Source organism: Methylomonas sp. Uni0009, assembly GCF_054188105.3.
Window position 1 is genome coordinate 2,406,336 of sequence record NZ_JBTAFN010000001.1, and the last position, 25,434, is coordinate 2,431,769.

Annotated in this window: 22 protein-coding genes, 2 tRNA genes and 3 rRNA genes; 25 read left to right on the top strand and 2 right to left on the bottom strand. The window is 50.5% G+C overall.

Annotation, left to right across the window (positions count from 1 at the left end):
• Positions 1-2 precede the first annotated feature (2 nt).
• Positions 3-1,295 (bottom strand): peptidoglycan DD-metalloendopeptidase family protein, encoded by a 1,293-nt coding sequence (locus ACWAU0_RS11455; RefSeq protein WP_458136730.1) that lies wholly within the window; start codon positions 1,293-1,295, stop codon positions 3-5.
• 147 nt (positions 1,296-1,442) lie between these two features.
• Between ACWAU0_RS11455 and tyrS the strand changes: the two genes are divergently transcribed.
• The 6 genes from tyrS to rrf all read left to right on the top strand — a co-directional run bounded on the left by tyrS (position 1,443) and on the right by rrf (position 8,368).
• Positions 1,443-2,636 (top strand): tyrosine--tRNA ligase, encoded by a 1,194-nt coding sequence (gene tyrS, locus ACWAU0_RS11460; RefSeq protein ID WP_458139225.1) that lies wholly within the window; start codon positions 1,443-1,445, stop codon positions 2,634-2,636.
• 375 nt (positions 2,637-3,011) lie between these two features.
• Positions 3,012-4,545 (top strand): 16S ribosomal RNA (locus tag ACWAU0_RS11465).
• A gap of 60 nt (positions 4,546-4,605) precedes the next feature.
• A tRNA-Ile gene (locus tag ACWAU0_RS11470) sits at positions 4,606-4,682 on the top strand.
• Positions 4,683-4,799: 117 nt separating this feature from the next.
• Positions 4,800-4,875, top strand: a tRNA-Ala gene (locus ACWAU0_RS11475).
• A gap of 322 nt (positions 4,876-5,197) precedes the next feature.
• Positions 5,198-8,092, top strand: a 23S ribosomal RNA gene (locus tag ACWAU0_RS11480).
• Positions 8,093-8,252: 160 nt separating this feature from the next.
• Positions 8,253-8,368 (top strand): 5S ribosomal RNA (gene rrf, locus ACWAU0_RS11485).
• Together the 16S, 23S and 5S rRNA genes with 2 tRNA genes alongside form the textbook arrangement of a ribosomal RNA operon.
• Positions 8,369-8,504: 136 nt before the next feature.
• On the opposite strand, the gene ACWAU0_RS11490 is transcribed toward rrf, so the two are convergent.
• Positions 8,505-8,981, bottom strand: a complete 477-nt coding sequence (locus ACWAU0_RS11490; protein ID WP_415879057.1) for a TlpA family protein disulfide reductase — start codon at positions 8,979-8,981, stop codon at positions 8,505-8,507.
• A gap of 97 nt (positions 8,982-9,078) precedes the next feature.
• Between ACWAU0_RS11490 and serA the strand changes: the two genes are divergently transcribed.
• The 19 genes from serA (at position 9,079) to ACWAU0_RS11585 (ending at position 25,434) form a co-directional block, all read left to right on the top strand.
• On the top strand, positions 9,079-10,662 hold the full coding sequence (gene serA, locus ACWAU0_RS11495) for a phosphoglycerate dehydrogenase (protein ID WP_415879056.1): 1,584 nt from the start codon (positions 9,079-9,081) through the stop codon (positions 10,660-10,662).
• On the top strand, positions 10,659-11,300 hold the full coding sequence (locus ACWAU0_RS11500) for an HAD-IB family phosphatase (RefSeq protein WP_415879055.1): 642 nt from the start codon (positions 10,659-10,661) through the stop codon (positions 11,298-11,300). Before serA ends, ACWAU0_RS11500 begins: the two co-directional genes overlap by 4 nt.
• Before the next feature lie 68 nt (positions 11,301-11,368).
• Entirely contained in the window at positions 11,369-12,121 is a 753-nt protein-coding gene (locus ACWAU0_RS11505) for a YebC/PmpR family DNA-binding transcriptional regulator (RefSeq protein WP_171694305.1), read from the top strand.
• Positions 12,122-12,154: 33 nt separating this feature from the next.
• A complete protein-coding gene (ruvC, locus tag ACWAU0_RS11510) occupies positions 12,155-12,652 on the top strand; it encodes a crossover junction endodeoxyribonuclease RuvC (RefSeq protein ID WP_033158328.1) in 498 nt (165 codons plus the stop codon).
• Positions 12,649-13,251, top strand: coding sequence for a Holliday junction branch migration protein RuvA (ruvA, locus tag ACWAU0_RS11515; RefSeq protein WP_458136731.1), 603 nt, complete (start codon positions 12,649-12,651; stop codon positions 13,249-13,251). Before ruvC ends, ruvA begins: the two co-directional genes overlap by 4 nt.
• A complete protein-coding gene (gene ruvB, locus ACWAU0_RS11520) occupies positions 13,251-14,285 on the top strand; it encodes a Holliday junction branch migration DNA helicase RuvB (RefSeq protein ID WP_458139226.1) in 1,035 nt (344 codons plus the stop codon). The genes ruvA and ruvB overlap by 1 nt, the downstream gene beginning before the upstream one ends.
• Before the next feature lie 18 nt (positions 14,286-14,303).
• A complete protein-coding gene (ybgC, locus tag ACWAU0_RS11525) occupies positions 14,304-14,699 on the top strand; it encodes a tol-pal system-associated acyl-CoA thioesterase (RefSeq protein WP_033158331.1) in 396 nt (131 codons plus the stop codon).
• A complete protein-coding gene (gene tolQ, locus ACWAU0_RS11530) occupies positions 14,699-15,376 on the top strand; it encodes a protein TolQ (RefSeq protein WP_020483188.1) in 678 nt (225 codons plus the stop codon). Before ybgC ends, tolQ begins: the two co-directional genes overlap by 1 nt.
• Positions 15,377-15,420: 44 nt before the next feature.
• Positions 15,421-15,831, top strand: a complete 411-nt coding sequence (tolR, locus tag ACWAU0_RS11535; protein WP_225587463.1) for a protein TolR — start codon at positions 15,421-15,423, stop codon at positions 15,829-15,831.
• A gap of 8 nt (positions 15,832-15,839) precedes the next feature.
• Entirely contained in the window at positions 15,840-17,366 is a 1,527-nt protein-coding gene (gene tolA, locus ACWAU0_RS11540) for a cell envelope integrity protein TolA (protein ID WP_458136732.1), read from the top strand.
• Positions 17,367-17,406: 40 nt separating this feature from the next.
• Positions 17,407-18,672: a Tol-Pal system beta propeller repeat protein TolB gene (gene tolB / locus ACWAU0_RS11545; RefSeq protein WP_225893123.1), complete on the top strand. Its 1,266-nt coding sequence runs from the start codon at positions 17,407-17,409 to the stop codon at positions 18,670-18,672.
• A 64-nt stretch (positions 18,673-18,736) separates the two neighbouring features.
• Positions 18,737-19,303, top strand: a complete 567-nt coding sequence (gene pal, locus ACWAU0_RS11550) for a peptidoglycan-associated lipoprotein Pal (protein ID WP_033158334.1) — start codon at positions 18,737-18,739, stop codon at positions 19,301-19,303.
• Positions 19,300-20,160 (top strand): tol-pal system protein YbgF, encoded by an 861-nt coding sequence (ybgF, locus tag ACWAU0_RS11555; protein ID WP_458136733.1) that lies wholly within the window; start codon positions 19,300-19,302, stop codon positions 20,158-20,160. Before pal ends, ybgF begins: the two co-directional genes overlap by 4 nt.
• 12 nt (positions 20,161-20,172) lie before the next feature.
• Entirely contained in the window at positions 20,173-20,817 is a 645-nt protein-coding gene (queE, locus tag ACWAU0_RS11560) for a 7-carboxy-7-deazaguanine synthase QueE (RefSeq protein ID WP_458136734.1), read from the top strand.
• A complete protein-coding gene (queC, locus tag ACWAU0_RS11565; RefSeq protein ID WP_458136735.1) occupies positions 20,807-21,499 on the top strand; it encodes a 7-cyano-7-deazaguanine synthase QueC in 693 nt (230 codons plus the stop codon). Before queE ends, queC begins: the two co-directional genes overlap by 11 nt.
• A gap of 100 nt (positions 21,500-21,599) precedes the next feature.
• Positions 21,600-22,214: a hypothetical protein gene (locus ACWAU0_RS11570; RefSeq protein WP_033158338.1), complete on the top strand. Its 615-nt coding sequence runs from the start codon at positions 21,600-21,602 to the stop codon at positions 22,212-22,214.
• A 41-nt stretch (positions 22,215-22,255) separates the two neighbouring features.
• Entirely contained in the window at positions 22,256-22,984 is a 729-nt protein-coding gene (locus ACWAU0_RS11575; protein WP_171694310.1) for an oxygen-binding di-iron domain-containing protein, read from the top strand.
• A gap of 105 nt (positions 22,985-23,089) precedes the next feature.
• Positions 23,090-24,445 carry a tRNA (N6-isopentenyl adenosine(37)-C2)-methylthiotransferase MiaB gene (gene miaB / locus ACWAU0_RS11580; protein WP_458136736.1) on the top strand — a complete coding sequence of 452 codons (1,356 nt, stop codon included), beginning with the start codon at positions 23,090-23,092 and terminating at the stop codon, positions 24,443-24,445.
• On the top strand, positions 24,445-25,434 hold the full coding sequence (locus ACWAU0_RS11585; protein ID WP_458136737.1) for a PhoH family protein: 990 nt from the start codon (positions 24,445-24,447) through the stop codon (positions 25,432-25,434). The genes miaB and ACWAU0_RS11585 overlap by 1 nt, the downstream gene beginning before the upstream one ends.

The following is a 25,434-nucleotide window of genomic DNA, read 5'->3' on the forward strand; positions in this document are numbered from 1 at the left end:
TATTAGTTTTGAGCAACCAGTGCGTCGCCTTTGGCTTGTTTCAGTTGCGCCAAAAATGGCTGGGTTTGTGCTTTGAATTTGGCCAATAAGGCTTTGTCCATAGGCATGGAGTGAGGTATTTTGGCGGTAACCGGGTTGACATGCATGCCACCGATACGGAATTCATAATGCAAATGCGGGCCGGTAGCTAAGCCGGTTTTGCCGACATAACCGATCACGTCGCCTTGTTTGATGGCGCTACCGAGTTTTTGACCGGATTTGAAACCGGACAGGTGGGCGTACAAAGTTGAGTATTTTTGGCCGTGTTCGATTTCCACTACATTGCCGTAGCCGTTTTTCACGCCGCGGAAGACGATTTTGCCGTCGCCGGTGGTTTTAACTGGTGTGCCGATGGCTGCGGAATAATCGACGCCTTTGTGAGCGCGGATGGTGTTCAGGATGGGATGCTTGCGGTGCAAATCAAAGTGCGAGCTGATTTTGGCAAAATCCATCGGCGTTTGCAGAAAGGCTTTGCGCAGGCCGTTGCCGTCCGGGGTGTAATAACCGGTGTTGCCTTGGTTGTCTTCGAAGCGCACGGCGGTATAGGTTTTGCCCTGGTTGACGAATTCAACTGACAGGATATCGCCGGTGTCGAATTCTTTGCCGTCTACAAACAGCTTTTCATAGACGACGGTAAATTGGTCGCCATCTCTTAAATTCAGCGCAAAATCAATGTCCCAGGCAAAGATGTCCGCCAGTTTCAGGATTAATTTTTCCGGCAGGCCTGCTTCCTTGCCGTCTTCGAACAGTGAGGAATCGATAGAGCCTTTGGCGCTGGCAATTTGGTAATCAACTTTTTTACTGAGTAGTTCCACGTCGAAATTGTCGTCATGCCGCGTGGCTATCAATGTTTCGAACGGATTTTTGCTGTAAGTCAACTGTTCCAGTTCGCCTGAAGCGTTCAACGTAGCGACGACGTCTTGACCTGGTTCGACGTCGGCGAATTGTTTGCCCGTAGGGTTGGCGTGGATGATTTTATGCAAATCTTCCCGGCTTAAATTGAGTGCGGAAAAAATGCTGGAGAGGTTCTCGCCGGATTTAACGGTGTGTTCAAGTTCCTCGGTGATGTTGAGGTGTTGCGCTTCGGGAGGTTCTACGTATTTGGTGTATTGGTTGATCTTGGACGAGATCAGTCTGTCTTGCTCCAAGGTTTTTGCGTCTTCAAAACCTTTATGCGGTATCAATCCGTAACTTGCGCTGGCGGCAACAACGGTGCAGGTGCCTAAAAGCACCGACTTGAGTATTCTGTTCTTCACAGTAATCACACTTCATTGTTTGTCGAGCGTTTCATTGTAGGGAATTTTGGTGCATAAGGCCAACAAAAGGCCATTTTTTATCCTTCCCTACAATTCCATCACTTATAATGCGCGGCCAAAACTTAAGGCTAATTGGAGAATAAATTGTTGCAAGAAACCTTGGCTCAGTTGCGTTACGGCGCTGAAGAAATTTTGCTGGAATCTGATTTGGTCAAAAAATTGGAGGAAAATCGGCCGCTAACAATCAAGGCCGGATTTGACCCGACCGCGCCTGATTTGCATCTGGGGCACACGGTGCTGATTAATAAGCTGAAGCAATTTCAGGATGCCGGGCATAACGTGCAATTTTTGATCGGCGATTTTACCGCGATGATAGGTGATCCGACTGGCAAAAACGTCACTCGTAAGCCGTTGAGTCGTGAAGAAGTGGCGGAAAACGCGAAAACCTATCAGGCGCAGGTGTTCAAAATTCTTGATCCCGATAAAACTGAGGTTAAGTTCAATTCGGCATGGATGGGGGCGATGACCAGTGCTGAGCTAATCCAGTTGGCGGCAAGAAATACCGTGGCGAGAATGCTGGAGCGTGATGATTTCAGTAAGCGATATAAGGGTGGTCAACCGATTGCAATTCACGAATTCTTGTACCCCTTAATACAAGGCTATGACTCGGTGGTCATGAAAGCGGATGTTGAGCTGGGTGGTACGGATCAGAAATTTAACTTGTTGATGGGTAGGCAATTGCAGGAAGGTTATGGGCAAAAACCTCAGGTCGTGTTGACTATGCCGATTTTGGAAGGGCTTGATGGCGTGCAGAAAATGTCCAAGTCACTTAATAACTACATAGGCATTGCGGACGCGCCTGACGAGATGTTCGGCAAGATCATGTCGATTTCTGACGAGCTCATGTGGCGTTATTTTAAATTGTTGAGCTTTAAGCCAATGACTGAAATAGAAAGTTGGCGGGCTGCGTGCGAGAGTGGCGAGAACCCAAGAAATTACAAAGTTGCGCTTGCGCAGGAGATTGTTGGTAGATTTCATGGGTTGCAGGCTGCAAAAACGGCTCTGGAAAGTTTTGAGGCTCGGTTTCAGCGTGGAGCTTTACCGGATGTTATCGAAGAGGTTCAAATAAAGGTCGATGAGCAGGGAATGCCGATTGCTAATGTATTGAAAAATGCTGGTTTAGTGGAAAGTACTTCTGAAGCGCTACGTTTGATCAAACAAGGTGCAGTAAAGATTGATGGTGAAAAACTGGAGGATCCCAAAGCTTTAATTTCGGCGCCTGCGAGGCATGTTTATCAAGTAGGGAAAAGAAAGTTTGCGCGAATAGAAATAATTTCTTGACGTGGGGATGTTGGGTGATTAGAATGAGCGGCTCTTCACTGCTCTGGCTTTTAAGTTTTAGCGGTGAAGCGGTCGACTTAGTTCGGCGGGTTTGAAGTTGTTGATTGACGGGTTTGTTTTTTTAGTTTCTGTTTTTGAAGCGACTTAAAAATAAATTTGACAAACACTGAAAACGCTGTAGAATATGTCGGCTCAATAGGGCGAAATGCTCTGGCTCTTTAACAAACGAAATCGAAATAATTTGTGTGGGTATGTGTAGCGACTATGTGCTGTTTAAAAATAGTCGACACAGAAACCACGTCAATTCGCAAGAAAAGATGTTCTGTAGTCGAGCCAAGATTGGTTGCTAATCTTATTTAGTAACAGTTAAAAATTAAACTGAAGAGTTTGATCATGGCTCAGATTGAACGCTGGCGGTATGCTTAACACATGCAAGTCGAACGGTAGCAGGCCTTCGGGCGCTGACGAGTGGCGGACGGGTGAGTAATGCATAGGAATCTGCCTATTAGTGGGGGACAACGTGGGGAAACTCACGCTAATACCGCATACGCCCTACGGGGGAAAGCTGGGGACCTTCGGGCCTGGCGCTAATAGATGAGCCTATGTCGGATTAGCTAGTTGGTGGGGTAAAGGCCTACCAAGGCGACGATCCGTAGCTGGTCTGAGAGGATGATCAGCCACACTGGGACTGAGACACGGCCCAGACTCCTACGGGAGGCAGCAGTGGGGAATATTGGACAATGGGCGAAAGCCTGATCCAGCAATACCGCGTGTGTGAAGAAGGCCTGAGGGTTGTAAAGCACTTTCAATAGGAAGGAATACCTATCGGTTAATACCCGGTAGACTGACATTACCTATACAAGAAGCACCGGCTAACTCCGTGCCAGCAGCCGCGGTAATACGGAGGGTGCAAGCGTTAATCGGAATTACTGGGCGTAAAGCGTGCGTAGGCGGTTGTTTAAGTCAGATGTGAAAGCCCTGGGCTTAACCTGGGAACTGCATTTGATACTGGGCAACTAGAGTTTAGTAGAGGGGAGTGGAATTTCAGGTGTAGCGGTGAAATGCGTAGAGATCTGAAGGAACACCAGTGGCGAAGGCGGCTCCCTGGACTAAAACTGACGCTGAGGTACGAAAGCGTGGGTAGCAAACAGGATTAGATACCCTGGTAGTCCACGCCGTAAACGATGTCAACTAACTGTTGGGTTCTTAAAGAACTTAGTAGTGGAGCTAACGTATTAAGTTGACCGCCTGGGGAGTACGGCCGCAAGGCTAAAACTCAAATGAATTGACGGGGGCCCGCACAAGCGGTGGAGCATGTGGTTTAATTCGATGCAACGCGAAGAACCTTACCTACCCTTGACATCCAGAGAATCTGTTAGAGATAGCGGAGTGCCTTCGGGAACTCTGAGACAGGTGCTGCATGGCTGTCGTCAGCTCGTGTTGTGAAATGTTGGGTTAAGTCCCGTAACGAGCGCAACCCTTATCCTTAGTTGCCAGCGGGTCATGCCGGGAACTCTAGGGAGACTGCCGGTGATAAACCGGAGGAAGGTGGGGACGACGTCAAGTCATCATGGCCCTTATGGGTAGGGCTACACACGTGCTACAATGGCCGGTACAGAGGGCTGCGAACTCGCGAGAGTAAGCGAATCCCAAAAAGCCGGTCCCAGTCCGGATCGCAGTCTGCAACTCGACTGCGTGAAGTCGGAATCGCTAGTAATCGCGGATCAGAATGCCGCGGTGAATACGTTCCCGGGCCTTGTACACACCGCCCGTCACACCATGGGAGTGGGTTGCAAAAGAAGTAGGTAGTTTAACCTTCGGGAGGGCGCTTACCACTTTGTGATTCATGACTGGGGTGAAGTCGTAACAAGGTAGCCCTAGGGGAACCTGGGGCTGGATCACCTCCTTACAAAGACGGCACACCGTTACACGTACTCACAACAAATTATTTCGATTGAAAGACGCACCTGGGTCTGTAGCTCAGTTGGTTAGAGCGCACCCCTGATAAGGGTGAGGTCGGAGGTTCAACTCCTCCCAGACCCACCAACGCATAAAAGGCGAAAGCAATAAGGCGAAACACAATCAGACCACACGCCTGGTTAGAATAACTGGCGCTGTGTCTAGTCACGTTTCGGCTTGAGTCTTGGTCTTTAGTCTGCTTTAGGGGCCATAGCTCAGCTGGGAGAGCGCCTGCCTTGCACGCAGGAGGTCGGGAGTTCGATCCTCCCTGGCTCCACCATCATGCTGAACGCTGAGGGTCAACCAGTTCGTCAAACGTAAGAAAAATAGTGGGTGAACATCAACGCTATACAGTTTTATCAGCGGCAGCGGATAAAGACTTTATAGCATTGGTATTCGTACCGATAGCTCTTTAACAATATGGAAATCTGTAACTATAGTAATGATCAGCAATGATCAACACTAAAACGAGTTGCGGTTTGAATGACGTCGTTCTCGAAAGGGAAAGGCAGAAAACAAACGGCATGTCGTTCTCAAGCAGAAAAATCAGCGAAAATGTCAGCTGACAGTATAACCAAAGTACAGACGTATTCGGGTTATATGGTCAAGTGAATAAGCGCATACGGTGAATGCCTAGGCAGTAAGAGGCGATGAAGGACGTTGTAGCATGCGAAAAGCTTTGGGGAGCCTGCAAACCGGCTGTGATCCAGAGATGTCCGAATGGGGAAACCCGGCGCGCATAAGCGCGTCATCTTTGAGTGAATACATAGCTCACTGAAGCGAACCCGGAGAACTGAAACATCTAAGTACCCGGAGGAAAAGAAATCAACCGAGATTCCCTAAGTAGTGGCGAGCGAACGGGGACTAGCCCTTAAGCTAGGATAAGGTTAGTGGAACGGTCTGGAAAGTCCGGCGATACAGGGTGATAGCCCCGTACACGAAAACCTTTTTCTAGTGAAATCGAGTAGGTCGGAGCACGTGAAACTTTGACTGAATATGGGGGGACCATCCTCCAAGGCTAAATACTCCTTACTGACCGATAGTGAACTAGTACCGTGAGGGAAAGGCGAAAAGAACCGCGGAGAGCGGAGTGAAATAGAACCTGAAACCGTATGCGTACAAGCAGTGGGAGCCCCTTCGTGGGGTGACTGCGTACCTTTTGTATAATGGGTCAGCGACTTACATTTTGTGGCAAGCTTAACCGAATAGGGGAGGCGTAGCGAAAGCGAGTCTTAATAGGGCGTTTAGTCGCAAGGTGTAGACCCGAAACCGGGCGATCTATCCATGGCCAGGCTGAAGGTTGGGTAATACTAACTGGAGGGCCGAACCCACGTCTGTTGAAAAAGACGGGGATGAGCTGTGGATCGGAGTGAAAGGCTAATCAAGCTCGGAGATAGCTGGTTCTCCTCGAAAGCTATTTAGGTAGCGCCTCGTGTATCACTGCTGGGGGTAGAGCACTGTTTCGGCTAGGGGGTCATCCCGACTTACCAACCCGATGCAAACTCCGAATACCAGCAAGTGCCAGCACGGGAGACACACGGCGGGTGATAAGGTCCGTCGTGAAAAGGGAAACAGCCCAGACCGTCAGCTAAGGTCCCCAAATCTATGCTCAGTGGGAAACGATGTGGAAAGGCACAGACAGCCAGGAGGTTGGCTTAGAAGCAGCCATCCTTTAAAGAAAGCGTAATAGCTCACTGGTCGAGTCGGTCTGCGCGGAAGATTTACCGGGGCTAAGCATAGTACCGAAGCTACGGATTTACACGTAAGTGTGAGTGGTAGAGGAGCGTTCCGTACGCCTGCGAAGGTCGATTGAGAAGTCGGCTGGAGGTATCGGAAGTGCGAATGCTGACATAAGTAACGATAAAGGGGGTGAAAAACCCCCTCGCCGAAAACCCAAGGTTTCCTGCGCAACGTTAATCGACGCAGGGTTAGTCGGCACCTAAGGCGAGGCTGAAAAGCGTAGTCGATGGAAAACAGGTTAATATTCCTGTACCAGTAGTAACTGCGATGGGGTGACGGAGAAGGCTATATCAGCGGTCGGTTGGAAGTGGCCGTTTAAGCAGGTAGGCATGCATCTTAGGCAAATCCGGGGTGCTTTATGCCGAGACGTGATGACGAGCGGTTCGAAAGAACAGCGAAGTGATAGATGCCCTGCTTCCAGGAAAAACCTCTAAGCTTCAGGTTACTAGTGGCCGTACCCTAAACCGACACAGGTGGGTGGGATGAAAATTCTAAGGCGCTTGAGAGAACCCAGGTGAAGGAACTAGGCAAAATGATACCGTAACTTCGGGAGAAGGTATGCCCTCATTACGTGAAGGTCCTCGCGACTGGAGCGGAAGGGGGTTGCAAAAAATCGGTGGCTGCGACTGTTTAGCAAAAACATAGCACTCTGCAAACACGAAAGTGGACGTATAGGGTGTGACGCCTGCCCGGTGCTGGAAGGTTAATTGATGGGGTTATCTTCGGAGAAGCTCTTGATCGAAGCCCCAGTAAACGGCGGCCGTAACTATAACGGTCCTAAGGTAGCGAAATTCCTTGTCGGGTAAGTTCCGACCTGCACGAATGGCGTAACGATGGCCACACTGTCTCCACCTGGGACTCAGTGAAATTGAAATCGCTGTGAAGATGCAGTGTACCCGCGGCTAGACGGAAAGACCCCGTGCACCTTTACTATAGCTTGACACTGGACTTTGAACCTACTTGTGTAGGATAGGTGGGAGGCTTTGAAGCGGGAACGCCAGTTCTCGTGGAGCCAACCTTGAAATACCACCCTGGTATGTTTGGAGTTCTAACCTCGACCCGTTATCCGGGTTAGGGACAGTGTCTGGTGGGTAGTTTGACTGGGGCGGTCTCCTCCTAAAGAGTAACGGAGGAGCACGAAGGTACCCTCAGCCTGGTCGGAAATCAGGCAATGAGTGCAAAGGCATAAGGGTGCTTGACTGCGAGACGGACAAGTCGAGCAGGTACGAAAGTAGGTCTTAGTGATCCGGTGGTTCTGTATGGAAGGGCCATCGCTCAACGGATAAAAGGTACGCCGGGGATAACAGGCTGATACCGCCCAAGAGTTCATATCGACGGCGGTGTTTGGCACCTCGATGTCGGCTCATCACATCCTGGGGCTGAAGCAGGTCCCAAGGGTATGGCTGTTCGCCATTTAAAGTGGTACGCGAGCTGGGTTCAGAACGTCGTGAGACAGTTCGGTCCCTATCTGCCGTGGGCGTTTGAGATTTGAGGGAAGCTGCTTCTAGTACGAGAGGACCGAAGTGGACGAACCTCTGGTGTTCCGGTTGTCATGCCAATGGCATTGCCGGGTAGCCACGTTCGGACAGGATAACCGCTGAAAGCATCTAAGCGGGAAGCCCCTCCCAAGATGAGATCTCACTGGGACTTTAAGTCCCCTGAAGGGCCGTCGGAGACTACGACGTTGATAGGCACGGTGTGGAAGTCCAGTAATGGGCGTAGCTAACGTGTACTAATTGCCCGTGAGGCTTGACCATATAACACCCAATGCGTTTGGGTGTCACTGACACGCTGATAAACGTAAGAAAACGACACACTCGATACAGATTTCCATGAAGACAGGTAAACGGCAAATGCCCGGAAGCAAATACGCTTCAAACCTGTGCATGACGGCTGCAAAACAGCCAAACCAGTTTGCTTGGTGAACATAGCAAGCGTGAACCACCCGATCCCATCCCGAACTCGGAAGTGAAACCGCTTAGCGCCGATGATAGTGTGGCAGGTTGCCATGTGAAAGTAGGTCATCGCCAAGCTCTTAAACCAAAAGCCCTGCTTACCCATAGCAGGGCTTTTTTTTGACCCAAAATCACCCCTACTGCTGCTCTCTTCTCTTTTGCGGATTTACTGTTACCAGACAACACCTCTATAGCTAAATTACAAAGTAGTTTTCTATAATTGCGTCAGAAGTGTTTTTAAAGATGCTAAATCGAAAGCGCCGATTTTGTGCATGATGATCACGCCCTGTTTGTCTATTAAAAACATCGTTGGGGTCAATTGCACATCACCAAAAGCATGTACAAGACTACCATCTATATCAAGAGCAACTTGATAAGGAAGCTGACGTTCTTTGGCTAATGTTTGCACGCGGCTAGGCGGGTCGTATGGCATCGCCACAGCAATGATTTTCAGGCCTTGTTGATGCAATGCGATCAAATCCGGAATTTCCTCAAGACAGCTAGGGCAGTCGGTTGCCCAAAATGTTATCAATACGGGCTTGCCTTTTAGCTCAGCAATTGCCAGTCGTTCGCCTGTCAATGTTGTAAAAACGGCGTTGGGGGCGAAACTTTTGGTGTAAGTCAGCCACCAGGAGATTGCGCCAAGTAAACAGATCACCGATAGGACGCCAAGCGCCGATTTTATTCTCATAAGTAATAGACTTTGGTTGTTTGTCGGGAACGCGCATTACGGCGATTATAGCAAAGCTGCTAAAATGCCGGCCTTATCCAATAATCCAGTCATGGCGATGAAAAAGATACTGATTTCAGACAAGCTTGCGGAAGACGGCATTAATTTCTTGAATGTCCAGGACGGTATACAGATACATATCCAAACCGGCTTAAATGAAGACGAGTTGTGCGAGATTATTCCGGAGTTCGACGCCTTATTGATTCGTAGCGATACTCAGGTGACAGCTAAAGTTTTAAAAGCGGCGACTCGCCTGAAGATAGTCGGGCGCGCTGGCATAGGGGTCGATAATGTTGACTTAAATGCCGCTACTGAACAAGGCGTTATCGTAATGAATACGCCTGATGCCAATGCCACCACGACGGCGGAACTCGCTATCGCGCATATGTTTTCCTTGAGTCGCAATCTACCGTTTGCCAATCAATCGGTCAGAGACGGCAAATGGGAGCGCTCTAAGTTGATGGGCGCCGAAATTGCTCATAAAACGCTGGCAGTGCTGGGTTTTGGTACTATCGGCCGAATAGTCGCGCAACGCGGCAATGGTTTGGGAATGCGCGTGATCGCTTATGATCCGTTTGTGGCGCCGGATGTTTTTGCTATACATGGTGCGGAAATGGTTGATTTGGAGACTTTGGTTAAACAAGCCGACTATTTGACCCTGCACTGTCCTTTATTGGAAAAAACCAAAAACATTATCGGCCGGGAACAATTGGCCATGATGAAAAAATCTGCTCGGTTGATCAATTGCGCGCGCGGCGGCTTGGTTGATGAATCGGCATTATACGATGCCTTGAAAGACAGTCGCATCGCAGGCGCGGCGCTGGATGTTTATGAGCAAGAACCTCCCAAGGATTCGCCGCTGCTAACATTGGACAATGTGGTATTTACGCCGCATTTGGGTGCTTCGACCAAAGAAGCGCAAGTGGCGGTGAGTGTCGAAATTGCCCGCCAGGCGGTTAAATATTTGCAAACCGGCGAAGCTGTTAATGCTTTGAATCTCCCTAGGTTGTCGGCAGAAGAGCTATCCAAGGCTCAACCATTTATGAACCTTGCTAATATTCTCGGTAAGGTTTTAGTAGGGTTGATCGATCAACCGATTCAAAAATTGGAAGTTGCGGTTTATGGAAAGGCTGCTGAGGTAAAAATTCGGCCGATTTCCGCAGAGGCGATGGTCGGTTTGTTGGGGGGGCAGCTTTCCACGCCGGTTAACCGCGTCAATGTTGAGAACATTGCCAAACGCCAAGGTATAACGCTAATTGAGTCGCAGACCGAGGAATCGGAAGGCTATCAGTCTCTAATCAAAATTACCGGGCACTGCGCCGATAAGTCGGTATCTCTGGCGGGAACGTTGTTAGGAAATCAACATCCACGCTTGGTCAGTATCAATCATTTCGAAATTGAAGTGGTGCCGGAAGGCGCGTTACTGATCACTCGCCACGATGATAAGCCGGGCGTGATTGCGGCGATTAGCTCGATCTTGGGCGTTGCCAATATCAATATTACCCGCATGCAAGTCAGTATCGCCGACGAACATCAATTGGCGATGATGGTCATCAGCATCTCTGATCCCTTAAATGAACAAGTATTGAAATCGGTTTGTGAGGTGCCTGCGGTGCACACAGCAAGGCAGATCGAGTTATGAGTTTTGAAGTTGTTTGTTTCGATTGCGACAGTACGCTGAGCCGGGTCGAAGGTATCGATGAATTGGCTAGGCGTAACGGTTTATTCGAACAGGTTGCGGCGTTAACCGATGCAGCTATGAACGGCAAATTGGCCCTTGAGGATGTCTACGCGAACCGACTGGATTTGATCAAGCCCGATAAAGCCGCGATAGACTGGTTGGCCGAGTTGTATATTGCCGAAATGGTTGACGGTGTCAGCGACACAATTAAAACCCTGCAAGCCAATAATAAGCTGATCCACATCATTAGCGGCGGCTTGCGGCAGGCGATACTACCTTTGGCGGAGCAACTGGGCATACCGGAAGCGCATGTGCATGCGGTTGATGTGTTGTTTGACGAAGACGGTAATTACCAGGATTTTGCCCGACACTCGCCGTTGGCCGTCAGTGGCGGCAAAGCCAGGATTTGTCGCCGACTGAGGATGCATCATTCGTCCCTGGTCATGATAGGCGATGGCAAGACCGATCTGGAAGCTAAATTGGCCGGTGCCTATATGATCGGTTTCGGCGGTGTAGTCCGCAGGCCGTTGGTGGAAGAGCAAGCGGATAGCTACGTCTCGGATGCTTCGTTAGCGGCTATATTGCCGCTAGTATTGTAAGCAAGGGTCGATAAGCCGGCGGGACGATGGTAAAATTTCCAAATTTTTAGCAGATTCAGAGAGATAGAATGGCTGGGCATAGTAAGTGGGCTAACATCAAGCATCGCAAAGGCGCGCAGGACGCAAAACGCGGCAAGATTTTTACCAAACTGATTCGCGAGATTACCGTGGCCGCAAAAGGATCGGGTGGCGGTGATCCCGCCAATAATCCGAGTTTGCGTACCGCTATTGATAAAGCGCTTGGTGCTAACATGAAGCGCGATACCATCGACAACACCATCAAAAAGGCCATCGGCGCGGTCGATGGCGTGGTTTACGAAGAGGTGCGTTACGAAGGTTATGGTCCTGGCGGCACGGCGGTGATGGTGAATTGCTTGACCGATAATCGCAATCGTACCGTCGCCGATGTCAGGCACGCCTTCTCTAAGGCTGGCGGCAACTTGGGCACGGACGGTTCGGTGGCTTATATGTTTCGCAAGGTCGGTATTATCAGCTTCGCCAATGGTGTTGATGAAGACGCAGTGATGGAAGCCGCGATGGAAGCCGGGGCCGAGGATGTGGTCACCAACGACGATGGTTCTATCGATGTGTTTACCACCCCCGAAGACTATATGACCGTCAAGGAAGCTATGCTTGCTGCGGGCTTCGAGCCGGAAAACGCCGAAGTGACGATGCATGCCGACGTTAAGACTGAATTGGATAGCGAATCCGCCGAAAAAATGCTGAAGCTGATCGACCGTTTGGAAGATCTGGACGATGTGCAAGACGTTTACTCGAATGCCGACATCAGCGATGACATCATGACTGCGCTCGATGCCTAATCACACCGCAAAATTACTCGCACCAATACACTGTTGACCAGAATTTTAGGTATAGATCCCGGCTCGCGCATCACCGGATACGGTGTGGTGGAGTCGACATCGCGCGGTATTCGCTACGTAGCGAGCGGCTGCATTCGTATCAAATCCGACGAATTTCCCGAGCGCTTGAAGCAGATTTTTGATGGTGTTAGCCAGGTGATTGAGTTGTACCGTCCTGAGCAAATGGCCATAGAGCAAGTGTTTATGCATAAGAATGCCGATTCGGCTTTGAAGCTGGGCCAGGCTCGTGGTGCGGCTATTTGCGCAACCTTAAATCGAGATCTGCCGGTTTTCGAATATGCTGCTAGGCAAGTGAAACAGGCCTTGGTAGGCAAGGGCAATGCCGATAAGCAGCAAGTGCAGCATATGGTGAAAATTTTGTTGAGCATTCAAGGCGACATGCAGATCGATGCTAGCGATGCGTTGGCGATTGGCCTGTGTCATAGCCACTATCAGGAGACCGCGATGCGTTTGCAGAAGGCGATTTCATGATCGGTTTTTTATGCGGTAAATTGATTTACAAAGCTCCTCCGCAACTGTTGTTGGATGTACACGGTGTCGGTTACGAAATCGAAGCGCCGATGAATACCTTTTACGACCTGCCGGCATTGGGGGAAGTGGTTAAGCTACATACGCATCTCGTGGTTCGCGAGGATGCGCATATTCTGTTCGGTTTTGCCACGGAAAGCGAACGCATGCTGTTCAGAACCTTGATCAAAGTCAATGGCGTCGGCCCCAAGCTGGCGTTGACTGTTCTGTCCGGGCAAAGTACCGAAGAATTCTATCGTTGCGTCCATGATAACGATGTAAAAGGTTTGGTGCGCTTGCCGGGCGTCGGCCAAAAAACCGCCGAACGCTTGATTATCGAAATGCGCGGCCGGTTGCCGGAACTAAACAAACTAACGTCAGCTAGTGATAGCCCAAGTTCACTTCCCGGTTCGGCAGCAAGTCCCAAGCAAGAAGCGATTAGCGCGTTGTGTGCTTTGGGTTATAAGCCAGCGGACGCGGCGCGGATGGTGCAAGCGGTTGCTACGGAAGATAAAAGCTGCGAGGACATTATTCGTCTGGCGCTGCGCGGTGCGGTTAAATGATCGAAGGCGACAGATTGGTTACTGCGCACGGTAATAATGACGAAGAGCGAGTGGACCGAGCCATTCGCCCCAAGCGCTTGAAAGACTATGTCGGGCAAAAAGAACTCCGCGAGCAGATGGAAATCTTTATCCAGGCGGCGGTAACACGTTCTGAAGCGTTGGATCATGTGTTGATTTTCGGCCCGCCGGGTTTGGGGAAAACCACGCTGGCCAACATTGTGGCTGCTGAGATGAATGTCAACATTCGCCAAACCTCTGGTCCGGTGCTGGATAAAGCTGGTGACTTGGCCGCTTTGTTGACCAATCTGCAAGCCCATGATGTGTTATTCATCGACGAAATCCATAGGCTCAGCCCGGCGGTGGAAGAGGTGCTGTATCCGGCTATGGAAGACTACCAAATTGATATTATAATAGGCGAAGGCCCGGCAGCCCGCTCGATTAAGCTGGATTTGCCGCCATTTACGCTGATAGGCGCGACGACCCGAGCCGGTTTGTTGACATCGCCTTTACGCGACCGTTTCGGTATCGTCCAACGCCTTGAGTTTTACACCGTTGAGGAACTGGCCAGTATTGTCAGTCGCTCCGCAAAACTATTGAATATCGGCATGGACGGCGGCGGTGCCGACGAGATCGCCTGCCGTTCGCGAGGCACGCCGCGCATCGCCAACCGACTCTTACGTAGAGTACGCGATTTTGCCGAAGTCAAAGGCAACGGCACGGTGACTCGCGAGATTGCCAAACAAGCCTTGGATATGCTGAAAATAGACCAACAAGGCTTTGATATGCTGGATCGGAAATTACTGACAGCCATGATTGAACATTTTCAAGGCGGTCCGGTTGGACTGGATACGCTGGCTGCGGTAATCAGTGAGGAACGTGGCACGGTTGAAGATGTGTTGGAACCTTATTTGTTGCAACAAGGTTTTATCATGCGTACCCCCAGGGGGCGAGTGGTCACGCATAAGGCATATAGTCATTTTGGCTTGCCCGCACCTAGGCAGCAAATCGGTAGCGATGACATCTTTGATATTTAATAATTCGTTAAGAGACGAATGAAAGAATTTAACTGGCCGGTACGGGTGTATTACGAAGATACCGATGCGGGCGGCGTAGTGTTTTACGCCAATTATTTGAAGTTTTTTGAACGGGCCAGAACCGAAATGCTGCGTAGTGTAGGTTTTGAGCAAGATAATCTTCTAGCCGAACAAAATCTGATTTTTGTAGTCCGTTCCGTGAAAGTAGACTATTTAAAACCCGCCCGCTTCAACGAACTGTTGGACGTTAGTGCAAAAGTTATTGAGTACAAAAAAACTAATTTTACCTTTGAACAAGCAATCACTCGGCAACAAGATACTTTATGCACGGGTGAAATCCGGATTGCCTGTCTTGATGCGCAAAGCATGAAGCCCAAACTTATTCCCTCTGCTATTTTGGAACATTTAAACTAATGAATACCGATTTATCCATCCTGACGCTGGTCAAAGAAGCCAGTATCGTCGTGCAGTTTGTTATGTTCATTCTGTTATCGGCATCGGTTGCGTCCTGGACCTTCATCTTCTCCAAACGGAAAGAATTGAAACAGGCCATAGCCATTACCGACGATTTCGAAGAGGAGTTTTGGTCTGGCGTCGGTTTGGCCGAGTTGTATAAAAAGATGTCCAGCGACCGGTTCGAGCCGGAAGGTATCGAAAAAATCTTTCTAGCCGGCTACCGCGAGTTCGCACGGATGCGCCAGAAAGGCGATGTCGAACCCTCTGTCCAGGTCGAAAGTGCGCAACGGGCCATGCGTATCGAATTGTCCCGCGAGTTGGATAGGTTGGACGAGACTTTGCCGTTTTTGGCGACAGTCGGTTCGACCAGTCCGTATATCGGTTTGTTTGGCACTGTCTGGGGCATCATGAACTCGTTCCGCGCTTTGGGCGAAATTAAAAATGCTACCTTGGCGAATGTCGCTCCAGGTATTTCCGAAGCGTTAATTGCTACCGCGATCGGTTTGTTCGCGGCGATTCCAGCGGTAATTGCCTATAACCGCTTCTCTACCCGTTTGGATCGCTTGGCCGGCCGTTACGAGTTATTCGTCGACGAGTTCGTGGTATTACTGCAAAGACAGGCGCACAGCAAATGAATGTAGGCGGCAGCAATCGCAGATCGCGCAAAAAACGCGGAGTAATGGCCGAAATTAACGTCGTGCCTTATATCGACGTTACCTTCGTGCTATTGATGATATTCATGATTACCGCGCCGCTGGTGCAAACCGGGGTCGATGTCGAGTTGCCGCAAGCCGAGGCCGAGTCTGTGGATTTACAAGATCAGGTGCCGGTGATCGTTTCCATCAAAAAGGACGGCAGTTTATACGTCGATATTGGCAACGGCGATGAAGAAGCCGATACGCCTGTCGATGTCGATACGGTTAAAACCAGAGTAGCGGCGGTTTTCAGAAATAATCCCAAAGCCCAGCTCTACGTGCGTGGCGACCATGAAGTGGATTATGGCAGCATCGTCAAAGTGATGGTGGAACTGAAGAAAACCGGCGCCCCAAAAGTGGGCTTGATGACCGCGCCGCCGCCTGACAGCAAATAAACACCACCATGAAAAGTTTTAAACCTTCGCTCGCGCAGGCGATAGCGCTACATATTCTGATTGTGTTGTTGTTCAGTTTCAGTTTTCTCACTGAGACTGACGACGCGCAAATGTCGCCGCCCGCGGACATTATTGAAGCGACTGTATTGGACGGCGCGGAAATCGATGCGGAAGCCGAGCGCTTAAAACAGAACGAAACAAACAAGCAACAAGCCGAGAAACAGCATCAAGAGCAACTGGAAAACGCCAGAAAAGCCGAAGAGCAGTTGTTGCAGCAAGCTAAAAAGCAACGTGTGCTTGAAGAGCAAAAAATTCAGGAAGCCGCCGAAAAGCGCAAGCAGGAAGCATTAGAAGAAAAGAAGATGCAGGAACAGCTCGCTGCGAAGCGTAAGGATGAGGAAAAAAAGTTAGAGGAGGCCAAGGAACGGCAAGCTCTGGAACAGAAAAAAGCCAAGGAAGCCGCGGAAAAGCAGAAACAGGCCGAACTGGACAAACAAAAGGAAGCAGCGGAAAAGCAGAAGCAAGCCGAACTGGAAAAACAGAAGGAGTTGGCGGAAAAACAAAGGGAAGTAGAGAAACAGAAATTGCTGGAAAAGCAAAAACAACAGGAAATGGAGCGCGAAGCCAAGTTGAAGGAACAAAAACTGGCGGAGGAAGCGCGCGAGAAACAGCAGGAAGCCGAAATCAAAAAGCTGGAGCAGGAAAAGAAGTTGCAGGAACAAAAAGCTCTGGAGCAGCAAAAAAAGCTGCAGGAGCAAAAGAACGAAGAAGCCAAGCGTCAGGAACAAGCAAAGCAAGCGGAAGCCAAGGCAAAGGCGGAAAAGGAAAAGCAGTTAGCTGACGAAAAAGCCAAGGCCGAGAAGGAGAAACAGGCCGCGCTTAATGCGGAAAAAGCCAAGCAAGCTGCAGAAGCCGAGGCTAGGGCCAAAGCGGAAAAAGATAAACAGCTCGCTGCCGAGAAAGCGGAGAAAGAACGCCAAGCCAAATTAGCGGCGGAAAAAGCCGAAAAAGAACGCCAGGCTGCCGAAGCGGAAGCCAAAGCCAAAGCCAAGGCTGAAAAAGAACGTCAGGCCAAACTGGCCGCAGAAAAAGCTGAGAAGGCCGAAAAAGAAAGGCTCGCAGCGGAAGCCGCAGCAAAAGCCAAGGCCGAACAGGAACGCCAAGCAGCGATTGCTGCGGCCGAAAAAGCGGAAAAAGAAAGGCAGGCTGCGGAAGCCGCCGCGGCGGCTGCGGCAAAAGCGGCATCGGATAAGCAGGCTGTCGATTCTGCCAAACAGATGATTGCGCGCAAAGTCGAAGGCGCCTGGACGCGGCCGATCAACGCAACGCAAGGCTTGAGATGCACAATTCAGGTAAAATTGCTGGCTAGCGGCGATGTGATGGATGCGGTGGTGATTGGTAGCAGCGGCGATCCGATTTTTGACCGTTCGGCGGAGAATGCAGTGAGAAAAGCCTCGCCTTTGCCGGTACCGCAAGATAGAAATTTATTTAATCAGGAATTTAGAGTTTTTACCTTCGTGTTTAAACCGGAATAATCAGTAAAACGGAAACGAGAGAATGATGTTAATCACAAGAATGTTAGTCGGCGGCATTTTGGCTGGGATGTTTACAGTGGCGCAGGCGGCCGGTTTAACCATAGAAATTACCAAAGGTTCGCAAACTGCGGTGCCTATCGCCATCGTGCCGTTTGCTCAACAAGGTTCTATCGGCAATGTTAAATTGTCCGATGTGATCAGTTCTGATTTGGGTGGCAGCGGGTTTTTCAAAACCTTGTCCGAGGACGATATGCTGACCAAGCCCAGCGAACCCGAGCGGGTTAACTTCAAGGATTGGCAGGTACTGGGCCAAGACTATATGGCGATAGGCCAGGTGGTCGGCAATGGGGGCAGCTACAACATCCAGTTTCATTTGTTTAATGTGCATAACGGCCAGTTGTTGATGGGTTACCGTCTGACTGCCGGCGCCAACGAATTGCGTCGCGCTGCGCACCACATCAGTGATCTGATTTACGAAAAACTGACCGGACGTAAGGGTGCGTTCAATACCCGGATTGCCTATGTCACCAGCGTGCGCCGCGGCAATGGCAAGCAGTTCATGCTGCAAGTGGCCGATGCCGACGGCTACAATCCGCGAACGATTGCCGAATCTCCGGAACCCATCATGGCGCCGGCTTGGTCGCCTGACGGTAGTAAAATTGCTTATGTATCCTTCCATACCAAACGGTCGGAAATCTGGGTGCAAACTCTAGCCACAGGGCAACGCGAAAGCGTTTCGTCATATCCCGGCATCAACGGCGCGCCGGCTTTTTCACCGGACGGTAGCCGTCTGGCGGTTACGCTTTCGAAAGACGGCAGCCCCGATATTTACGTTTTGAATTTGGGTAGCCGCTCTTTGACGCGCTTGACCAACAGTTTATCTATCGATACCGAGCCGACCTGGTCGCCGGATGGCAGCTCTATCTTGTTTACGTCTGATCAAGGCGGCAAACCGCAGCTTTATTTGATGCCAGCTTCGGGGGGCAAAGCTAGCCGGGTTACATTCCAAGGCGACTATAACGCCAGAGGCCGTTTTTCCGCCGATGGCAGAAGCCTGGCGATGGTAACGGGTAGTGGCGGTGGCTATAAGATTGCGGTTATGGACATGGCCTCGCGCACTGTGAACGTGCTAACCGAGGGTAATCTTGACGAATCGCCCAGTTTTGCGCCTAATGGCAGCATGGTCTTGTTTGCCGCGAATCGCGGCGGGCGCTCGGCCTTATCGGTGGTGTCTACCGATGGCGCGATGCAACAGAAGTTGGCCTTCGAGAGTGGCGAGGTCCGTGAACCGGCCTGGGCACCTTGATTGCAAGCGCGATAGCCCTCACACTATCGCTACCTGAGTTTTACTTAATATTTGGAGAAAATTGATGAGATTTAACAAAACCTATTTGGCTTTGGCCATGACTGCGATTTTGGTAACAACAGGCTGTAGCTCAACCGAAGAAGAAGGTTTGGCAGATTCTACCCAAGGAACCGATGCGTCTACCAGCGGTTACAATGACGGTTCCATGTCCGGCAGCCAATTCGGTTCAGGCAATGGCAGCAGCTTTGGCTCCGGTTCCGGCGCGAACCTGGGTCCTGAATTTAGCGACCCTAACAATCCGTTGTCCAAACAAGTGATTTATTTTGAATTGGATAGCAGCCAAGTTAAACAAGACTACGTACCTGTTGTTGCGGCGCATGCCCGTTATTTGGCTTCACACCCAAACCAGCACGTGATTCTATCCGGTCATGCCGACGAGCGTGGTTCCAGCGAATACAACATCGCGTTGGGTGAGCAACGGGCCAAATCGGTGGAAAGAATGATGCGCTCGCAAGGCGTCACTGCCGGCCAATTGGAAGTGGTGAGCTACGGTGAAGAAAAGCCCGCTGTTTCCGGTCATGACGAGTCGGCGTGGCAACAAAATCGCCGCGTGGAAGTTGGCTATCAATGAGTAAGCGTGCGCTTCTGATACTGAGTCTCGGCTTTGGCTTATCTGCCGGAGCTGGTGCTGCGCCTAACGGTGCGGGTTACCCGGCTGGAAATGCTTATGCACAGCCGGCCGCCACTGACAATGCTATTTTTGAGGTATTGGGCAGATTGGAGCAGTTACAGTCGGAAGTGCAGCAATTGCGCGGCATGGTCGAGGAGCAATCCCAGACCATCGCCGACTTGCAAAGAAAACAAAGCAATATGTACTCCGATCTGGATGATCGGATGCAGGCGCTTACCGCAGGTGGGCAAACGCCGCCGAGTCAAACGCCTGCGCCAGTTCCTGCAGATACTGCTGCGGCTGGACAATCGCCGGTTACAGCGGCTCAACCCACTACGCCAGCGGCCCCGGTCGCACCGACTCCGGCACCGGTTGCAACTGCGACGCCCGCTCCGGCTGCGTCGGTAGTGGACAATAAGCCGACCGCGACGGCGGCACAAGGCAACGAAAAGGAAAGGTATCAATCGGCTTACGACACTTTGCGTAACGGCCACAATGCCCAGGCCATCAAAATGTTTCAGGATTTGCTGAAAGATTTTCCGGCGGGTGAGTTTGCCGACAATTCGCAGTATTGGTTGGCAGAGGCGTATAAGATCAATCGGGAATTCGATGCGGCGCGCGCCGCATTCAATAAGGTGGTCAGTCAATACCCCAATAGCTCTAAAGTGCCGGATGCTTTACTCAAACTGGGTTATATCGAATTCGATCTGCAAAACACCGCAAAAGCTCGCGATTATTTGACGCGGGTGACGACCAGCTATCCAGGCACCACTGCCGCGCATTTGGCGGAAAAAAAGCTGGCGCAAATGCCGCAATAATCCGGCCTGCGGATGGATCAAACGCTACGTATTACCGAAATATTCTATTCACTGCAGGGTGAAGCGAATACGGTGGGGTTACCCACCGTCTTTATTCGCTTGACCGGCTGTCCATTGCGCTGTTCCTATTGCGATACCGCTTATGCGTTTACTGGCGGCGAAAAACTCAACATCGACGAGATTCTCCTGAAAGTTGGCCGTTACAACACCCGGTATGTCACGGTAACCGGCGGCGAACCTTTAGCACAACCGGGCTGCAACCCTTTAATGGTTAGACTGCTCGATGCTGGTTACCAGGTTTCGCTGGAAACCAGTGGTGCCTTGGATGTGTCGATGGTTGACAGTCGGGTCAGTAAAGTCATGGATTTGAAGACGCCGAGTTCCGGAGAGCTTGAGCGCAATCGCTATGACAATATCCAGTATTTAACGTCGCACGACCAAGTCAAATTCGTGATTGCCGATGCTGCCGATTACCAATGGGCCAAGCAGCAACTTGAGTTGTATCGCTTAGTTGAACATTGCCAAGTACTGTTCTCGCCGGTGATGGATGTGATGTCGCCGACCGAGCTGGCTGAGCGTATTTTGGCCGACCAACTGCAGGTTCGGTTTCAAATTCAATTACATAAATTTCTTTGGAACGACGCGCGTGGAAAATAACAGCAGTTCCAGGCCGGCCATCATTTTATTGTCCGGCGGTCTGGATTCAATAACAGTCTTGGCACTTGCCAAACAACAAGGTTTTACTTGCTACGCCCTAAGTTTTGATTACGGCCAGCGCCACAATGCTGAATTGGAGGCTTCTCGGAGAATCGCCAAGCATTACCAGGTAGCCGACCATAAGATTATCAATCTCGGCTTGAGCGCAATAGGCGGTTCCGCGTTGACAGACGCTCGGATCGATGTGCCGACTTCACCGCAAGCCGGTATTCCAGTAACGTATGTGCCTGCCAGAAATACTATATTCCTGGCATTTGCCCTGGGTTGGGCGGAAGTGGTGAACGCTCACGACGTATTCATCGGCGTTAACGCCGTCGATTATTCCGGTTACCCAGACTGCCGGCCGGAATTTATCAAAGCTTTTCAGGATATGGCAAACCTGGGGACCAAAGCGGGAGTGGAAGGCCATAAAATTCAAATTCACACACCGCTGATAGCACTCAGCAAAGCCGAGATTATCCAAAAAGGTTTAGAACTGGGCGTCAATTACTCGGATACGGTTTCCTGTTATTCCGCTGATATTAAAGGCAGAGCCTGCGGTGTGTGCGATGCCTGCAGATTGCGGGCGGCCGGTTTCCAAAATCTGGGTGTGACCGATCCAACTCATTATCGACCTAAATAACCGGGGTTGACGCGCATTTATTGGAAACTCAAATAGCACGGGGATTTATTTGTCGGCTAAGCTATAAATAAATTTATCGTCGATCTGAGGGTCTTTCAGTATGCAAGTCAATCAAACCAAGTCCCAATTTGTCGCCGTGGCTTCCATAGCCGCCGAATTGAGCGCGGTGATGGAAGTGGCCAAGGAAATTTCTCTCGCGGCAGCCAATGCCAAAGCGATTGCTTTCCGCGCCGGTGAAAAGGCCAAGGGCTTCCAGCCCATCACGGACTTCATAAACGAATTGGCCAAGGATACGATCGAATTGGTCAATAACATCAACGAATACGCATTCCATCTTTATCGTCTGACAGTCAATGAACAGCGCATGACCGAAGCATGCAGACGCTTCGAGAAAGTGGGGCAGTTGGCTGTCGGAGCCAGATATGCCGATTCCTTAGCCACCCCGTTGCAGGAAGTCAGACTAAGAACGCAGATTTGTCATCGAGAGTTTATTATTCAGGTTTCGGAATTATTGATTAAGCTCGCTGATGTGATGCATCCGGCTAGGGCGGCTCGGGTGATTGCTGCCAACTCCCGGATAGAGGCTTCACAAGCGGGAGAGTATCTGCAAAGTCTGCAAGCGGTCGCTGAAAGCGTCGATAACGCCGCGCAAATAATCAACGACAAAGTACATAAATGCCGGAGTGCATTGACGATTATAAACGTCGCCGAATAGCGCACCCATCAAACCCAGTATGGCCAAGAGGTAAAGTTAGCATGAGAATGACCAAAATTTATGAGGGCGCCTATCAATGGATAATGTTTGGCCGCGATGCACATAAGCCCGAGAAAATCATTGATACCAACCAATATATGGTAAGGACGGCCAATCGCTGCCTTTTGATCGATCCCGGCGGCATAGAGCTGTTTGCGCCAATGCTGGCGGCGGTATTACACCATGCGCCGGTCGAGGAAATTACTGATTTGTTCGCCTCGCATCAAGATCCGGACATCATTTCATCTTTGGGTTTATGGGATCAAGCGCTGCCCAATGCCAAGCTGCATGCCTCAGCATTATGGGAAGGTTTTTTAAGGCACTTCGGCTGCGAAACTATCGAATATGTACCGATTCCCGACCATGGCGGAGTCATCAATCTCGGTACTACCGAATTGCAGATTGTTCCCGCTCACTATCTGCATGCCTCCGCTAATTTCCATATTTATGATCCACACGCCAAAATCCTGATGTCCGGCGATGTCGGTGCAGCCTTGGAAGCGCCTGGAACGCCAGTATTTGTGGACAACTTCGATATGCACGTCGATAAAATGCGTTTTTTCCATCAGCGTTGGATGCCCTCTAATCAAGCTAAACGAGCCTGGATTGATCGGGTCAGGAAGTTGGATATCGACATACTGGCCCCGCAACATGGTCGGATGTTCAAAGGCGATGATGTGAAGCGTTTCTTAGATTGGTTCGAGGCCCTACAAGTGGGGATTGCCGTATAAAACAAGCATTTGCCGAAAATTGGGTTTATAATCCGGCCATTACGAGCCCCCGTCGCGAGACGGGGGTTTTTTGTTAGTGAGAGTAGTTGAGGTATCTCATCAAGCATGGCGCAAAAACTTTATATACAGACTAACGGCTGTCAAATGAACGAATACGATTCCGATAAGATGCGGGACGTATTGATCGCATCGCACGGCATGGAATTGACCGACATTCCGGAACAAGCCGATGTGCTGCTGCTAAACACTTGTTCGATCCGCGAAAAAGCCCAGGAAAAGGTATTTTCCGCCGTGGGGCGCTGGAAAAAAATCAAAGACAAACGTCCTGGCGTGATTATTGGTGTTGGTGGCTGCGTAGCCAGCCAGGAAGGTGCGGCCCTGCAAAAGCGCGCGCCGTATGTAGACATTGTGTTTGGTCCGCAAACCCTGCACCGCTTGCCTGAGTTGTTAAACCAAGCACGTAGTGGCGGTAAGCATGTAGTCGACATTTCTTTCCCCGAAATCGAAAAATTCGATAATTTACCGGAACCGCGTGCGGAAGGGCCCAAGGCTTATGTATCGGTGATGGAAGGTTGCAGTAAGTACTGTACATATTGCGTAGTGCCTTACACCCGCGGAGAAGAAGTCAGCCGGCCGCTCAACGATGTGATTGCCGAAATCGAAACGCTCGCAAGGCAAGGTGTGCGCGAGATCAATCTGCTCGGCCAAAACGTTAATGCTTATCGCGGCGCGATGGAAGACGGCGATGTGGCTAGTTTTGCACTGTTGTTACATTGCGTTGCCGCTGTCGATGGTATAGACCGTATTCGTTTCACTACATCGCATCCTTTAGAATTCACTGACGATATTATCGAAGCGTTTGCCGAGATTCCGCAGCTGGTCAATCACTTGCATTTGCCCGTGCAGAGCGGCAGCAACCGCATTTTGGCGGAAATGAAGCGTGGTCACAGACGCGAAGATTACCTGGAAATCATGCGCAAGATGAAAGCGGTGCGGCCAGGCATCAGTTTGTCGTCGGATTTTATCGTCGGTTTTCCCGGCGAAACCGAAGAAGATTTTGAAGATACCATGGCCTTGATCGAGGAAGTCGGTTACGACCTGTCTTACAGTTTTATCTTCAGCGCCAGACCTGGTACGCCGGCAGCCAACTTTGCCGATGATGTCAGTATGGCGGTTAAGGAACAACGCCTGAAGCGCCTGAAAGATCGCTTGAACGAAATGTTCATGGCTATTTCCGAAGCGATGATCGGTAGCGTGCAAAGTGTGTTGGTGGAGGGCATCTCCAAGAAAAACCCACTGCATCTGACAGGCCGTACCGAAAATAACCGCGCCGTCAATTTTGCCGGGCATCCGCGCTTGATCGGGCAGTTCGTCGACGTGTATATTGCCGAAGCCTTGCCCAATTCGTTACGGGGTCGCCTGGTGGAATCGTCCATCGAAAAAATCCAGCAGACCGCCTAGTGTTGAACGCCAGCCTTTTTTCGCAAGAAATTACCCTGTTACCCGCCGATGCGCAACGCCTGTCCAATTTTTGCGGACAGTTGGATGCGCATATCCGCCAAATCGAGCAACGCTTACAGGTGGAGATCGCCAATCGCAGCAATCATTTCAAGGTCACGGGTGTCGATGCCGCGGTCAAAGCGGCTTGCGCGGTGATTCAGAAATTGTTCGAATTGACCGAGCGGGAAGAAATCACCCCGGAGCAAGTGCATTTGAGTTTGCAGGATGCCAGTATCGACCAGTTACTACAGGCTACGCCGAGCGTGAAATCGGAGCCGGTGGCGATTAAAACCAAGCGCGGTGTAATCAAGGGTCGCGGTTTTAATCAGCAGGACTATTTGCGCAAGATCATTTCGCATGACATTAATTTCGGTGTCGGTCCCGCAGGTACCGGTAAAACCTATCTGGCGGTCGCGTGTGCGGTTGATGCGTTGCAAAACGAGACCGTGCGGCGGATTATTTTGGTACGGCCGGCGGTGGAAGCGGGCGAGAAGTTAGGTTTCCTTCCTGGCGATATGGCCCAGAAAGTCGACCCCTATTTGCGGCCCTTGTACGATGCGCTATACGACATGTTGGGCTTCGAGCGCGTCGAAAAATTGCTGGAAAAAAATGTCATCGAAGTGGCGCCCTTAGCCTTCATGCGCGGTAGAACCTTGAACGACTCGTTTATTATTCTGGATGAGGCGCAAAACACGACGGTGGAACAAATCAAGATGTTTCTGACCCGGATCGGTTTCGGTTCCACCGCCGTCATTACCGGCGATGTTACGCAAATCGATTTGCCCAACGAAAAAATGTCCGGTCTGAAACATGTGTTGAAAGTGTTGAAGGATGTGGACGGTATCAGTTTTACCTTTTTCGGGGTGCGCGATGTGGTCCGGCATCCTTTGGTACAGCGCATCGTCGCCGCTTACGAGCATTACGAAAAAGAGCACATGCCGTCGGCGTAG

Coding starts and splice junctions, on each gene's coding strand:
- ACWAU0_RS11490 (WP_415879057.1), bottom strand. CDS start 8,981: ATGAGAATAAAATCGGCGCTTGGCGTCCTATCGGTGATCTGTTTACTT.
- ACWAU0_RS11500 (WP_415879055.1), top strand. CDS start 10,659: ATGAGTTTTGAAGTTGTTTGTTTCGATTGCGACAGTACGCTGAGCCGG.
- queE (WP_458136734.1), top strand. CDS start 20,173: ATGGATCAAACGCTACGTATTACCGAAATATTCTATTCACTGCAGGGT.
- tolR (WP_225587463.1), top strand. CDS start 15,421: ATGGCCGAAATTAACGTCGTGCCTTATATCGACGTTACCTTCGTGCTA.
- tolB (WP_225893123.1), top strand. CDS start 17,407: ATGTTAGTCGGCGGCATTTTGGCTGGGATGTTTACAGTGGCGCAGGCG.
- ACWAU0_RS11570 (WP_033158338.1), top strand. CDS start 21,600: ATGCAAGTCAATCAAACCAAGTCCCAATTTGTCGCCGTGGCTTCCATA.
- ruvA (WP_458136731.1), top strand. CDS start 12,649: ATGATCGGTTTTTTATGCGGTAAATTGATTTACAAAGCTCCTCCGCAA.
- pal (WP_033158334.1), top strand. CDS start 18,737: ATGAGATTTAACAAAACCTATTTGGCTTTGGCCATGACTGCGATTTTG.
- tolQ (WP_020483188.1), top strand. CDS start 14,699: ATGAATACCGATTTATCCATCCTGACGCTGGTCAAAGAAGCCAGTATC.
- tolA (WP_458136732.1), top strand. CDS start 15,840: ATGAAAAGTTTTAAACCTTCGCTCGCGCAGGCGATAGCGCTACATATT.
- ybgF (WP_458136733.1), top strand. CDS start 19,300: ATGAGTAAGCGTGCGCTTCTGATACTGAGTCTCGGCTTTGGCTTATCT.
- ACWAU0_RS11575 (WP_171694310.1), top strand. CDS start 22,256: ATGAGAATGACCAAAATTTATGAGGGCGCCTATCAATGGATAATGTTT.
- ACWAU0_RS11505 (WP_171694305.1), top strand. CDS start 11,369: ATGGCTGGGCATAGTAAGTGGGCTAACATCAAGCATCGCAAAGGCGCG.
- serA (WP_415879056.1), top strand. CDS start 9,079: ATGAAAAAGATACTGATTTCAGACAAGCTTGCGGAAGACGGCATTAAT.
- ybgC (WP_033158331.1), top strand. CDS start 14,304: ATGAAAGAATTTAACTGGCCGGTACGGGTGTATTACGAAGATACCGAT.
- miaB (WP_458136736.1), top strand. CDS start 23,090: ATGGCGCAAAAACTTTATATACAGACTAACGGCTGTCAAATGAACGAA.